Genomic DNA, 13318 nt, shown 5'->3' on the forward strand with positions numbered 1-13318 from the left:
CCGCTCCTACAGCGTATACAGACAATTCAGGCAAAAGCTGGAAACATTATGGCGCTGGTCATGTGTCCTACAACCTGTGCACCATGACGCGCGTGCAATCCACAAAACGGGAATACCCTTCTATGCAACGTTTTCTTAGCATCGCTTTGGCGCTGTGCATCGGCCTGACGATGAGTCTCGACGCCAACGCCAAACGCTTCGGCGGCGGCAAGAGCTCGGGCGCCGCGCCGACCCACCAGACCCGTCAGGCGGCCCCGACGACTCCGGCTGCCTCGCCAACCGCGCCAGGTCGCGCACCTGCCGCCGCCAGTGGTGCTTCGCGCTGGCTTGGCCCTCTGGCCGGCCTCGCCGCCGGTGGCCTGCTGGCCTCCATGTTCATGGGCGACGGCTTCCAGGGCATGCAGATCTTCGACATCCTGATCATGGCGCTGATCGCCTTCCTGGTGTTCCGCTTCATCGCCGCCCGTCGCCGCAAGCAGCAGCCGCAAATGGCCGCCGCCGGCCACGCGCCATTCCAGCGCGAAGTGCACCAGCAGCCAGCCCAGCCGTCGATCTTCGGTGGTTCCGCTGCGCCTGCCGCCGCTGCCCGCCCGGTGATCAATGCACCGGCCTGGTTCAACGAACAGAGCTTCCTGGCCGCTGCCCGCAACCACTTCCAGTCGCTGCAGCAGCACTGGGATGCCAATGAAATGGACAAGATCGCCGAATTCGTCACCCCTCAGATGCTGCAGTTCCTCAAGCAGGAGCGCGCTGATCTGGGTGATGGCTTCCAGTCCACCTACATTGACGACCTGAACGTGCAGCTCGAAGGTGTCGACGACCGCGCCGACAAGACCATCGCCACCCTGACCTTCAGCGGCGTGTCGAAAACCTCGCGCTTTGACCAGGGCGAACCGTTCAGCGAAAGCTGGAACATGGAACGCGCCCAAGGCGAAAACCAGCCTTGGCTGGTTGCCGGGATCCGCCAGAACGGCTGATATTGAGGCATTGCACAAAAAACCCCGGGCTTGTCCCGGGGTTTTGCTTTTAGCGCAGCGGGCTACTAGGGTATAACGCGCAGCGTGTCGTAAAGGTTAGAGGATAGAACCGTGGAAGAAGTCATCGAACAGCTCCGAGAAGCCAATGAACCGGTACCGGTGCCGCTGGAGTTGCCGGACGAAGACCAGCTGGTCGAAATCGAAGAAGAGTTGTTTATCAACATTCCGTTCGTGTTCAAGGAGTTCCTGCTGACAGTCAGCGACGTGGTCTACGGTAGCCTCGAGCCGGTCACTGTCACCGACCCGCAGTCGCATACCTACTTGCCGGACGTGGCGGCCAATGCCTGGGATGCCGGCGTGCCGCGCGACCTGATCCCGATCTGCCAGGACGGCGACGACTACTACTGCGTCGAAGAAGATGGCACCGTGGTGCTGTGGTCCGGTGAAGAAGAGATCGTTACCGAAGACAGCTGGGAGTCGGTCTGGCACTGGGCCCGAGACGTCTGGCTGGAAAGCTGAATGAGAAATAACCACACAAAGTAATGGCTCTTGGCTATTAATGTTCGTAGAATCGCCACGCCTTCCTGCGCGTGGCGCTTCGCTACCGCTCCATCCCCTCGGACATTCGAACCGCCCCGCGCAGGAAGCGCCTCTTAGTGGTGGTTCTCCTGGTTGTTTTCCAGGGTTTCCAGCAAAGCGATCTGCATGCGTGTGTGCACACGGATGAACCAGCGCCACAGCACTGCCACCACCACCGCCGCGACCACCACGATCAGCAACAGCAGCTCGCTGGTCGGCAGGATACTGGCCGACAACGCCGCTAGCAGCAGGAAAATCACCAGCAGCGACAGCAGCGGAATCACCTCGGCGATCACCCGTCGCACCCGCTGGGTATGCCGCCCGGCCATCTCCGGCTTGACCCCCATCTCCGCCAGCAACATCGACAGTGCCTTGAGCTTGCGGTACGCCGCGATCAGGAACGGCAGCGACAGCATCAGCGCCGCGCCCCAGATCAAGGCCTTCTGCTGGCCAATATCGCTGACCCACTCGCTCAGGTAGTCACCAATGCGGGCGGCGAAATAACCACCGCTGAAGAAGATCGCCACCACCAGCGCCAGGTTCACCCCCACTTGCAGCAGAATACGCCGGATCATCGAGGCCAGCATCGCCCCTTCGCCATGGGGTTGAATGCTGCGCAGCCACTCGCCATACAGCGACAACACCCGCGCCAGACGCCCCGGCACGACCTTGGCCAGCTTCAGCGACAACGGGTCGGCAGCGCGAATCAGGTAGGGCGTGAGCAGCGTGGTGATGGCCGATACCGCTACCGCCACCGGGTAGAGGAAGTCGCTGGTGACCTGCAGGGTGATGCCCAGCGCGGCGATGATGAAAGAGAACTCGCCAATCTGTGACAGCCCCATCCCTACCCGCAGCGAGGTGCGTCCGTCGTTACCGGCGATAAAGGCGCCCATGCCGCAGGAAAGCATCTTGCCCAGCACCACGGCAATGGTGATGACCACGATCGGCCAGGCGTACTCGAGCAGGATCGACGGGTCGATCATCATGCCGATGGCAACGAAGAAGATGGCACTGAACAGGTCGCGAACCGGCTCGATCAGGCGCTCGATCTTCAGCAATTGCCGTGATTCCGCCATGATCGCACCGATCAGGAAGGCACCCAGGACCATGCTGTACTCAAGCTTGACCACCAGCAGGCAGAACCCGAAACACAGGCCCAGGACGGTGATCAGCAACATCTCATTGCTTTCGAAACGGGCCACGTACGCCAACAGGCGCGGCACCAGGAGGATGCCGATGACCAGCGCAACGATCATGAACAGCGACAGCTTGCCAACGGTGGAAAACACCTCGCCGGAGCTCACAGTGCCACTGACGGCGATGCCCGAGAGCAACGCGATGATGCCGATGCCAAGGATGTCTTCGACGATCAGCACACCGAAGATCAGCTGGGCAAAGCGCTCGTTCTTCATCTTCAGGTCGTTGAGCGCCTTGACGATGATGGTGGTCGAGGAGATCGCCAGGATCGCACCGAGGAACAGGGAGTCCATGGTGCTCCAGCCGAACCAGCGGCCGATCTCGAAGCCGATCCAGATCATCAGCACGATTTCCAGGAACGCTGCGATGAACGCTGTGGCCCCGACCTTGAACAGTTTGCGCAGGCTGAACTCCAGCCCCAGGCAAAACATCAGGAAGATCACCCCGAGCTCTGCCAGGGTCTTGATCGTGTCTTCGTCATGAATCAGGCCGAACGGCGGGGTGTGCGGGCCGATGATAAAGCCGGCAACGATGTAGCCAAGCACCACGGGCTGCTTGAAACGGTGAAACAGGATAGTGACCACCCCGGCAACCAGCATGATCACTGCCAAATCCTGAATAAAGCTGATGGCATGCACGGCGTGGGACTCCTTACCTGGTATCCAGAGACAAGCCGCAACCCACCCGAAGCATTGTCTGATTGAGTTACGGATACATAGCGTTTTAATGTAGGAAGCCCACCTTGCATGGGCTTCCTCAGGTTAACACCGCCGCTTGTCGCTAGAAGCCGGTGCAATATGAAGAAACAGATCGACCAAAGCATCGCCGTAAATGGCACAAACAGCGTGACGGCAAGGCCGCTGTCAGCGTCCCGTCTTACTAGATGGGAATCGTATTGGGGGAAAGAAGCGTGAATAGCAATCGCCACCCCGCCTCAGCGCAACCTTACCGTGAGCACACTATGGAACCTGGAAACGCCCAGCTGTCGATGACCGTCCTGATGACCCCGGACATGGCCAACTTTTCTGGCAACGTCCACGGCGGCACCCTGCTCAAATACCTCGATGAAGTAGCCTATGCCTGCGCCAGCCGTTACGCCGGCCGTTATGTGGTGACCCTGTCGGTCGACCAGGTGGTCTTTCGCGAACCGGTGCATGTCGGCGAGCTGGTGACTTTCCTCGCCTCGGTCAACTACACCGGCAACACCTCGATGGAAGTCGGCATCAAAGTCGTCACCGAAAACATTCGCGAACGCTCGGTGCGCCACAGCAACAGCTGTTTCTTCACCATGGTCGCCGTCGACGATGACCGCAAGCCGGTGGCGGTGCCGCCCCGCCAGCCTGAAACCAGCGAAGAAAAGCGCCGTTTCCTGCAGGGCAAACAGCGCCGGCTGATCCGTCAGGAGCTGGAAAAGCGCTACCAGGAACTCAAGGGCGACGCCCTTTAAATGGCCAGGGGCTGCGCTGCAAAGCGCAGCCGTGGGTGCACGATGCGGTCCTGGGCACGCACCAGTTCCAGCTCGTAGCTGGCGCAGGCCTGGGTTTCCAGCAGCACTTCGTGCACTGCGGCGGCGGTGAATTCAAACGCCGTGACCCAGTCATCGCCCAGCAGCAAACGCGCCAGGAACAAGCCCGACGTCAGGTCACCCACGCCCACTGGCTGGCGCGCAAATGCCAGCAACGGGCGGCGGATAAGCCAGCTACCGTCGGCGGTAACCAGCAGCATTTCAAAGTCTTCGACACTGCGCCCGGGATAGGCCAGGTGCTTTACCAGGATAGCTTTCGGGCCTCGCACCAACAGGCTGCGGGCCATGCTGACACAGTCTTGCAGCGACTCGGCCCGGCGCCCGCAGAAGCTATCCAGCTCCAGCTGATTCGGGCACAGCACGTCGGCGGTGGTCAGTGCTTCTTCCACCAGGAACTCGCTGACCTCGGCCGGGACGATACAGCCCTTCTCCGGATGGCCCATCACCGGGTCGCACAGGTACAAGGCGCGCGGGTTGGCGGCCTTGATCCGGGCCACACCGCTGAGGATCGCCCGCCCCTGCTCGGCACTGCCCAGGTAGCCGGACAGCACCGCGTCGCAGTTGCCCAACTCACCGATCGTCGCAATCCCCTCAACCAGCGCAGGAATTTGCGCTGGAGCAAGCACTTCTCCGGTCCACTGACCATACTGAGTATGGTTGGAGAACTGCACGGTATTGAGCGGCCAGACCTTCACCCCGACCCGCTGCATGGGAAACACCGCAGCGCTGTTGCCGGCATGGCCGAAAACCACGTGGGACTGGATGGCGAGCAGATGCGGTGTACGTTTCATGCAGGTCTTCCGAAAGCGTAGGAATGAAAAACAAGGCACGCAGTATGGCGCTAAATGCCACCTGTACGACAGACCGGGGAGGCAGTTAAGCTGGGCATACCTCGTTGGAGCATATGTAAATGTTGACCCTGGGAAATCTCTTCGTGCTGATGCTGCTGGCCACGGCGGGCGCCTGGTTGTGGCATAACCACGGCTTGCGTGAAAAGGCTCTGGAGCGGGTCAAGCAGCACTGCGCCAAACTCGATCTGGAGCTGCTTGATGGCAATGTCGCGCTCAAGCGCATCGGTTTTGTGCGCGACGCCAACGGCCGCAAGCGCCTGGCCCGGGTGTACAACTTCGAATTCACCGTGACCGGCGAACAGCGCCATCCCGGTACCGTCACCCAGTTTGGCGCGCACACCATGCAAATCGAACTGGCCCCCTACCCGTTCGAGATCAAGACACCACAACATCACGACAACGTCGTCGAGATGAACCAGTGGCGCCAGGACCACAACCGCTGGCGCAACTAGACGCGGCAGGCCAGCATGGCTTGCTGCAATGGTTCAGGGGCCTGCGGCTCGGCGAAGATCAGCTCCAGCCGCGAGTCGCGGCGCCATTCACTGTTGCTCCACTGCAATGTAGGCTGCCCTGCCAAGGCGTTGATCGACTGCCAGCCATCCAGACTGTGGATAACTGCCTTGGCCCGACGCCAGTCCAGCCCCTGCAGAAAGCGCTCCAGACGGGGGCGATCGAACACCTGACCCGGGTGCCAGCGCCAACCTATGCTCCAACCTTCTGCGGCCTGCCGAATACTGCAAATAGGCTCCTGTGGATTTGTCCACAGGCTGCTGACGACCCCGGGAATATTGACTGCCGCGAGCTTATCCACAGCGGCGGGAAGTGGCGCTGCAGAGCTTTCCACAGGCACTTCGGACCAGGGCAATTGCCCATGATCGGTCCAGTACAGGCGAGCAGCAGGTAGCTGAGAAGTTATCCACAAGCGCTGTTGTGCATCCAACCCGGCGGACTTGTTCAGCACCAGCAATCCAGCGCTGGCCAGGGTCGATTGCTGGGCTTCAGGCAGAGCAATACCTGCAGCCAATTGCTCGGCATCCAGCACCAGCACCGCCGGTTGTACCGCCAACACGCCTTGCCAAGGCGGCAAACGCAGTTGCTCAAGCAACTGCAGCGGATGACCCAACCCGGACGGTTCGATGAATACCCGCTGTGGCCTGGCCTTGCGCAGCAAGCGACCCAGGCCAACCTGAAACGGCATGCCGTTGACGCAGCACAGGCAACCACCGGCCACTTCACCCAAGGCAATACCGTCATCGTCGCTGGCCAGCAGCGCCATATCCAGGCCGATCTGGCCAAACTCGTTGATCAGTACCGCCCAGCGCTCATCGGCGGGCCGCTGCGCCAGCAGTTGACGAATCAGGCTGGTCTTGCCGGCACCGAGCGGGCCGGCAATCACGTGGGTAGGAATGTTCTGCAACATGGGACGGAGAGTGCCTGAAATTTTCGCCACTATGCCGCTATTTCAGGCCATCCAGTCAAGGCTGAGAATCAGGCGACGTTCGCCATTCAACAGCGCCGGCGAGCGATGGACCAGCCCGCCACCCTGGTTGCCGAGCCACTTCTCGCCCTTGAGCAAGGCCACCTCACCGCTGCCCAACTGGCGGACCGCACTGGCAGCGGGCTGCTCCCGGGCAAGCTGCGATCGGTCGATTGCACCTTCTTCCAGCCATTCACTGCCTGGGCCGGCATAGGTGCTCAGCAAACGCAGGGGTACATGGTCGACATGAAACCGCGGGCACATGGCGCTGCTCAGCGCCTGTAACCGCAGACCGACACGCCGGGCGTCGAGCAGGCAAGCGTAGGCACTCACCAGCCAGGCAACGTCAGTGAGAAACGCCCTCTGGCCCTCCAGGTCGGCATAGCCACCCAGCAAGCCGTTGAGGTCCGGCAACTGATGCTGGTCATCCAGCTCGATTACCCGGCTTTCACCCAGTGGCTGGTTCAACGACAACAGCAACCGGGCAAAGTCCTCGATCTGCACCGGCAGGCGCCGCTGCCAAACCGCAAGGTTTACCCCGTCCTGCAACGCCTCGGTGAGCACCTGGGGCGTTTCGCCGAACGCCTGGCGCATTACGCCGCTTCCTCGTCGAACCAGGGGCCAAACGGGTCGGGCAATTGCTGCCAGCTGTGCACACCCGCCGCCATTTCTGCATCGTCGAGCAGGCAGGCCGAGAGCTCGGCATCCAGCCGCGCGAAGTCGATGTTCTGGCCAATAAACACCAGCTCCTGACGGCAATCACCGCATTCGGCGCTCCAGTTCTTGAGGATCGCCGCAGTGCTCTGCTCATCTTGCGGCCAGTGCTCGCGTGGAACGAAGCGCCACCAGCGTCCGGCAAAGCCATGGCGCATCATGCCGCCGGCCTGCGACCAGCTACCGGCGTCCTGGTGCTTGCTGGCCAGCCAAAAAAAGCCTTTGGAGCGCAGCAGCCGACCGTTGTTCCACGGCGTGTGGATAAAGTCGAAAAAGCGCTGCGGATGCAGCGGCCGGCGGGCTTGCCAGGTGGTGGCGGCAATTCCGTATTCCTCGGTTTCCGGCACATGCTCCCCGCGCAGTTCCTGCAGCCAGCCGGGCGCCTGGGCTGCGCGCTCGAAGTCGAACAGGCCAGTATTGAGGATCTGTGGCAACGCCACCTGGCCCATGACCATCGGCACAATCTGCGCCTGGGCGTTGAGGCTGCGCAGGATGGCGCTGAGCTCTTCGCGCTCGGCACTGCTGATCAGGTCGATCTTGCTCAGCAGGATTACATCGGCGAACTCCACCTGCTCGATCAGCAGGTCACTGATCGAACGCTCGTCTTCATCACCGAGGGTTTCGCCGCGGCTGGCCAGGCTTTCGGCGGCCTGATAGTCACGCAGGAAGTTCAAGCCATCGACCACGGTGACCATGGTATCAAGGCGCGCCTGGTCGGCCAGGCTGCGGCCTTGCTCGTCGCGAAAGGTAAAGGTCTCGGCGACTGGCAGCGGCTCGGAGATGCCGGTGGACTCGATCAACAGGTAATCGAAACGCCCCTCCCGGGCCAGGCGGGCGACCTCTTCGAGCAGGTCTTCACGCAGGGTGCAGCAGATGCAACCGTTGCTCATCTCCACCAGCTTCTCTTCGGCACGGTTAAGGCTGACGTTGCGCTGGACCTCACTGGCATCGATGTTGATTTCACTCATGTCGTTGACGATCACCGCGACCCGTAGGTTGTCGCGGTTTTTCAACACGTGATTGAGCAGCGTGCTTTTGCCGGCACCCAAAAAGCCGGAGAGCACGGTTACGGGAAGACGGTCGGGCATGGGGGCGATCCTCATCAGGAGAGAGCATTCGAACGATGCGTTGCGCAATGTTATATTATAACAATACAATCTCGCCAACCTACTTCGCCCAGAACATGACCAAAGGCCGACCTGAAAGATGAAATCGCGTTACTTGTTTGCCTTCGCCGTGTTGCTGCTGTGCGAGTTCGCCAGCGCCAACACCACGCCCTTGAGCAACGGCCTGGCGCTCTGTACCCGCAGCGCAACCCTGCTTGCCTGCAGCGATGCCCAAGGCAATTACTACAGCGTGCAAACCCAAGGCAACACGACCTACCTGCGGGGCTTTGAAATGCAAGGTCGTAGGCTATGGGCGCAAACCAACAGCCGCTATGGCCAATTGACCTTTTACACAGGCGTGGCGAGCAACGGTGAAACCTGGGTCGGTTACAGCCGGCGTGTGGGCTGGACCACCTTGAACAGCGTGTCGAGTTCCACCGGGCAGCGTTTCAATCTGCGCTGCAATCGCCTGAACGGCTGCCAATAGTCTTCCTTGAAAAGTGAACCACTGATGAGCGCTTTCACCCTTCCTGACATCGCTGCCCAAGCCACCAACAGTCAGTTGCCCTTGGATTGGGTAGGCATGTGTGGCATTGCCCTGCCGCTGCAGATCAACGGGCAGATTCTGCGAGCAAGTGCCGACGCAGGTGTCAGCCTTGATGATGGCGCGTCCCGGGGCATTCACATGTCACGCTTGTACCTGGCGCTGGAGGCACTGGAACACCAGGCCTTGAGTCCTGTGTTGCTGAACGCGGTGCTGGAGTGCTTTCTCGACAGCCACATCGGCCTTTCCGCCAGCGCCTTCTTGACCCTTCGTTTCGAACTGATGCTCAAACGCCCTGCCTTGATCAGCCCGTTGGCGGGCTGGAAAGCCTATCCGGTTACCCTGAATGCGCAGCTAAAAGACGGAGTGTTCCACGTGGAACTATTTGTCGATGTGGAGTATTCCTCCACCTGCCCCTGTTCCGCTGCCTTGGCCCGGCAGTTGATTCAGCAGCAATTTCTCACCGACTTTGGCAATCGCACCTTGAGCCATGAGGCTGTCTTGAGTTGGCTCGGAAGTGCCCAGGGCATCGTCGCCACACCTCACAGCCAACGCAGCGTAGCGAAGCTGCAGGCTCGATTGCGCCAAGGCATTAATGAGCTGCCGATAGAAGCGCTGATCGACCACGCTGAAAAAGCCTTGGGTACCGCGGTACAAACTGCGGTAAAGCGTGCTGATGAACAGGCTTTTGCGTTGGCCAACGGTCAGAATCTGATGTTCTGCGAAGATGCCGCCCGACGGCTTCATGTGGCTTTGAAGACGCTACCCTGGCTCGGCGGCTTCAACCTGCGCGTGGAACATGCCGAAAGCCTGCATGCCCACGACGCAGTCGCCCACAGCCAATGGCACTGGTGAGGCGCTTCAGGTTCGCGGCTTGACCGTACCGCAATCATTGCCCAGCCACACCGCACGGGTATTCATGCTGCCTTGCTGCTGCACACCGGAAGCGTTGAAGGTACCGTTGACCTTGGTCAGGAACTCGCGATTGTTGAGAAACGTGGCTTCGCCATTGCCCTGAGCTTTCGGGCAACTGAAGGTGAATTTCCAGACATTGCCGTTGCGCTCGGTGATTTTTTGAGTGCAACCAGACTTGGGATCTTGCAGCGGGATGTCGTTGCTTTTCACTTGCTCGGGGGTCAGGCAGGAGCGCACCCCCTGACCCGCCACACTGATCCCTTGCTTGGCCAGGCCGCCCTCGATCATCGCCCGTTGCTCTGGCGGCAGATTCTTCAGCTGGCCGAGCATGAAGCCCATGTCCGGCAGTGGCTTGCCATCGACCTGCATGTTGCTGGTGGTCAGCTCCCACAGGCCAGGTTGCAACATCTGCGCATGCACCAACGGGCTCGCCAGGCCCAGCACCAGTGCCAGCATTGGCAGACGACTCTTCATGTAATGACTCCTCAAAACTCCAGCCCCAAGCTGGAACACAGCTTAGACGTCATTTTGTGCTTTCGGTTGCAACGGCGGCCTGGAACATGCTCTGTTAGGGGCAGAGCCTTCGGACAGCAGGATGCGTATGGATTACCACAGCCCCTACTTCTTCGGTTATCTCATTGGTGTGATTCACCTGCTCGGCGGTATCGCCGCGTTGCATGCGGTGTTCACAGTGCGCACCGCTCAGGGGGCGATTGCCTGGGCAATGTCGCTGCTGTTCATTCCCTACTTCACCCTCATCCCCTACCTGGTGTTCGGCAGCCGTACCTTCGATGCCTACATCGAGGCCCGGCGCCAGGCCAACCGGGAAATGCACGTGGCCATGGCGGACCTGAACTGGCGACCGTGGGTCGAGGAAGCGCTGGCCGCACGCAACTCGGAGTCCTATGGCGCGCTGCGGGCGATGCCCAGGCTCGGGCGCATGCCCTGCCTGGCCAATAATCAGGTGCGCTTGCTGGTCGACGGCAAGGCCACTTTCGATGCGATCTTTCGCGCCATCGCCGGTGCTCGCGACACAGTGCTGGTGCAGTTTTTCATCATTCACGACGATGATCTGGGGCGGCAGTTGCAGGCCCTGCTATTGAAAAAAGCCGCCGAAGGCGTGAAGGTCTACGTGCTCTATGACAGCGTCGGCAGCCATGCCCTACCCTCGGCCTACAACCACACACTGCGCGAGGGTGGCGTGAACATCCGCGCCTTCGCGACCCGTCGCGGCTGGTTCAACCGCTTCCAGGTCAACTTCCGTAACCACCGCAAGATCGTCGTGGTCGATGGCCTGCTGGGGTTTGTTGGCGGACATAACGTTGGCGATGAGTACCTGGGCGCTAACCCCAAGCTGTCGCCCTGGCGCGATACCCACGTGCAGGTCAGTGGGCCGGTGTTGGCCTGCCTGCAGGAGTCGTTCGCTGAAGACTGGTTCTGGGCGTCACGGACATTACCGCCGCTGATCCTGCCGGAGACCTACCCGGAAGACGGCGTGCTCTGCCAAGTGCTCGCCAGCGGCCCGGCCGACCCACAGGAAACCTGTTCGCTGTTCTTCGTCGAGGCTATCCATTCGGCGCGTGAGCGGCTGTGGATCACCAGCCCCTACTTCATCCCCGACGAAGCGGTGTTCGCCGCCCTGCGCCTGGCGGTGCTGCGCGGCGTCGACGTGCGCATCCTGATTCCCTCACGCCCGGACCACCGCATCGTCTACGCCGCCTCCAGCCTGTTCGCCTTCGAGGCGGTGCGCGCCGGGGTGCGGATGTTTCGTTTTGAACCAGGTTTCCTGCATCAGAAGGTGGTGCTGATCGATAACGAGATCAGTGCCATCGGCAGCGCCAACCTCGACAACCGTTCGTTTCGGCTCAACTTTGAGATCATGCTGCTGACCGTCGACCGCGAATTTGCCGATCAGGTCGAAACCATGCTCACCGATGACTTTGATCGCGCCCGGGAGATCACCGCCGAAGACACTCGCGACACGCACCGCCTGCAACAACTGGGGATGCGTATCGCACGGCTGATTTCGCCGATTCTGTAAGCTGTCTTAGCGGTAGAAATCTTCGCGGGTCAGCGGCAAATCGTGGCTGCCATCGGCGAAAGGCTTCACTGCCAGTATCTGGTGCAGGTTGATCCAGCCCTTGGCAAAGGCATAGGAGCAGCCGGCCAGGTACAGGCGCCAGATGCGCAAGGCCCGCTCCGGTACCAGCGCGCTAGCCTTGTCCAGTTGTGCTTCGAGGCGGTTGCTCCAGTGCTCCAAAGTCCGCGCGTAATGCAGGCGCAGGCTTTCGACGTCGACGATTTCCAGGCCTGCCTCGCTGATCCGTGCGCTGATCATCGACAAGTGCGGTAGCTCGCCATGGGGGAACACGTAGCGCTCAATGAAGTTGCCCGCGCCCCGCCCGACCGGTCGCCCGTCAGTGTGCTTGGCGGTAATGCCGTGGTTCATCACCAGGCCCCCTTCGCGCACCGCGCCAAACAGGCGCTGGCAGTACAACGCCAGGTTGGCATGGCCGACGTGTTCGAACATGCCAACGCTGACCACCTTGTCAAAGCGCCCGTCCTGGGGCAGGTCGCGGTAATCGAGAATCTGCAGCTCCACCTGCCCCTCCAGGCCATCGGCCTTGACCCGTTCACGGCCCAGCTTGAGCTGTTCCTTGCTCAGGGTGATGCCGAACACCTTGGCACCGAACTCCCTGGCCGCATAACGTGCCAACCCGCCCCAACCACAGCCGACATCGAGCAGGTAATCGCCCTTGTGCAGGCGCAGCTTGCGGCACAGGTGCTCGAACTTGTTCTGCTGGGCTTGCTCCAGGGTGTTGGTGGGTGATTTGAAATAGGCGCAGGAGTACGCCATGTCGCTATCCAGCCACAACTGGTAGAAGGCGTTGGACAGGTCATAGTGATAGGAAATCGCCGCCGCATCGGTAGCCTTGTCATGCTCGGCGCGCACCGGCTGTGGGTCTTCTTCATCCTTGAGCAAGGCTACGCTCAGTTCATCGCAGACACGAATCACCTCACCGATGGAGCCCTCCAGGTCCAGCTTGCCTTCGACAAATGCAGCGCCCAGTTCATCCAGGCTCGGATGGGCCAGTTGGGTAATCAGCTGCGGATCCTTGACCAGGATGGTGACTTGCGGCTTGGGCCCCAGATCGAACGCATGACCATCCCAGAGCTTCAGTCGCAGTGGTAGTCGCAGGCTTTGCAGAACAGGTGGAAGTTGCGCAAGCATGAAATTAGCCTCCTTTTTTCATCGGACGTCTGTCCAAAAGGGTAGTTCATTCACAGCAAGTTTCAGCTAATACAGACCATAGTCTGAGCCTGCCGGGCCCGTTCCAGACCTTGCGGGCGCGGCGGGTACCCACGATCAATTGTATACAATCAGCCGTTGTGCAGATTAGTCTTGGCGCCATTGTCGATTCTTCATCCTGGA

General features: G+C 60.7%; 14 protein-coding genes. 7 read left to right on the forward strand and 7 right to left on the reverse strand.

Annotated features, from left to right (window positions below; translation table 11 throughout):
• The first annotated feature begins 122 nt into the window (after positions 1 to 122).
• Positions 123 to 977, forward strand: a complete 855-nt coding sequence (locus tag KHO53_RS10335) for a TIM44-like domain-containing protein (protein WP_010222785.1) — start codon at positions 123 to 125, stop codon at positions 975 to 977.
• A gap of 111 nt (positions 978 to 1088) precedes the next feature.
• Positions 1089 to 1496: an SMI1/KNR4 family protein gene (locus tag KHO53_RS10340; RefSeq protein ID WP_010222784.1), complete on the forward strand. Its 408-nt coding sequence runs from the start codon at positions 1089 to 1091 to the stop codon at positions 1494 to 1496.
• Between the two features lie 134 nt (positions 1497 to 1630).
• Here KHO53_RS10340 and KHO53_RS10345 read toward each other — a convergent pair whose 3' ends face one another.
• On the reverse strand, positions 1631 to 3391 hold the full coding sequence (locus KHO53_RS10345; protein WP_010222783.1) for a cation:proton antiporter: 1761 nt from the start codon (positions 3389 to 3391) through the stop codon (positions 1631 to 1633).
• Positions 3392 to 3714: 323 nt separating this feature from the next.
• On the opposite strand from KHO53_RS10345, the gene KHO53_RS10350 reads away from it, so the two are divergent.
• The gene (locus KHO53_RS10350) at positions 3715 to 4200 is read left to right on the forward strand and encodes an acyl-CoA thioesterase (protein WP_010222782.1); all 486 of its coding nucleotides are present in this window, start codon (positions 3715 to 3717) and stop codon (positions 4198 to 4200) included.
• Here KHO53_RS10350 and pdxY read toward each other — a convergent pair.
• The gene (pdxY, locus tag KHO53_RS10355; RefSeq protein WP_010222781.1) at positions 4197 to 5069 is read right to left on the reverse strand and encodes a pyridoxal kinase PdxY; all 873 of its coding nucleotides are present in this window, start codon (positions 5067 to 5069) and stop codon (positions 4197 to 4199) included. The genes KHO53_RS10350 and pdxY overlap by 4 nt on opposite strands.
• A 119-nt stretch (positions 5070 to 5188) precedes the next feature.
• Between pdxY and KHO53_RS10360 the strand changes: the two genes are divergently transcribed.
• Positions 5189 to 5581 carry a DUF3301 domain-containing protein gene (locus KHO53_RS10360; protein WP_010222780.1) on the forward strand — a complete coding sequence of 131 codons (393 nt, stop codon included), beginning with the start codon at positions 5189 to 5191 and terminating at the stop codon, positions 5579 to 5581.
• On the opposite strand, the gene KHO53_RS10365 is transcribed toward KHO53_RS10360, so the two are convergent.
• Genes KHO53_RS10365 through zigA form a run of 3 tightly spaced genes read right to left on the reverse strand, consistent with a single transcriptional unit; the run spans position 5578 to position 8408 of the window.
• Positions 5578 to 6549, reverse strand: coding sequence for a CobW family GTP-binding protein (locus KHO53_RS10365; protein WP_010222779.1), 972 nt, complete (start codon positions 6547 to 6549; stop codon positions 5578 to 5580). The genes KHO53_RS10360 and KHO53_RS10365 overlap by 4 nt on opposite strands.
• A gap of 42 nt (positions 6550 to 6591) precedes the next feature.
• Complete coding sequence (locus KHO53_RS10370; protein ID WP_036995264.1) at positions 6592 to 7200, reverse strand: DUF1826 domain-containing protein; 609 nt, start codon at positions 7198 to 7200, stop codon at positions 6592 to 6594.
• Entirely contained in the window at positions 7200 to 8408 is a 1209-nt protein-coding gene (gene zigA, locus KHO53_RS10375) for a zinc metallochaperone GTPase ZigA (RefSeq protein WP_010222777.1), read from the reverse strand. Before zigA ends, KHO53_RS10370 begins: the two co-directional genes overlap by 1 nt.
• 118 nt (positions 8409 to 8526) lie before the next feature.
• On the opposite strand from zigA, the gene KHO53_RS10380 reads away from it, so the two are divergent.
• Positions 8527 to 8913 (forward strand): glutamine synthetase, encoded by a 387-nt coding sequence (locus KHO53_RS10380; RefSeq protein WP_213570272.1) that lies wholly within the window; start codon positions 8527 to 8529, stop codon positions 8911 to 8913.
• A gap of 24 nt (positions 8914 to 8937) precedes the next feature.
• Positions 8938 to 9825, forward strand: coding sequence for a GTP cyclohydrolase FolE2 (gene folE2 / locus KHO53_RS10385; protein ID WP_010222775.1), 888 nt, complete (start codon positions 8938 to 8940; stop codon positions 9823 to 9825).
• Between the two features lie 6 nt (positions 9826 to 9831).
• Here the strand turns inward: folE2 and KHO53_RS10390 are convergent, their stop codons facing one another.
• Positions 9832 to 10359: a DUF3617 domain-containing protein gene (locus KHO53_RS10390; protein ID WP_010222774.1), complete on the reverse strand. Its 528-nt coding sequence runs from the start codon at positions 10357 to 10359 to the stop codon at positions 9832 to 9834.
• Between the two features lie 127 nt (positions 10360 to 10486).
• On the opposite strand from KHO53_RS10390, the gene cls reads away from it, so the two are divergent.
• Positions 10487 to 11926 (forward strand): cardiolipin synthase, encoded by a 1440-nt coding sequence (gene cls / locus KHO53_RS10395; protein WP_010222773.1) that lies wholly within the window; start codon positions 10487 to 10489, stop codon positions 11924 to 11926.
• A 6-nt stretch (positions 11927 to 11932) separates the two neighbouring features.
• Here cls and cfaB read toward each other — a convergent pair whose 3' ends face one another.
• Positions 11933 to 13117 (reverse strand): C17 cyclopropane fatty acid synthase CfaB, encoded by a 1185-nt coding sequence (cfaB, locus tag KHO53_RS10400; protein ID WP_010222772.1) that lies wholly within the window; start codon positions 13115 to 13117, stop codon positions 11933 to 11935.
• Positions 13118 to 13318: the final 201 nt, after the last annotated feature.

Source organism: Pseudomonas sp. RC2C2, from assembly GCF_018390435.1.
Lineage (GTDB): Bacteria > Pseudomonadota > Gammaproteobacteria > Pseudomonadales > Pseudomonadaceae > Aquipseudomonas > Aquipseudomonas donghuensis.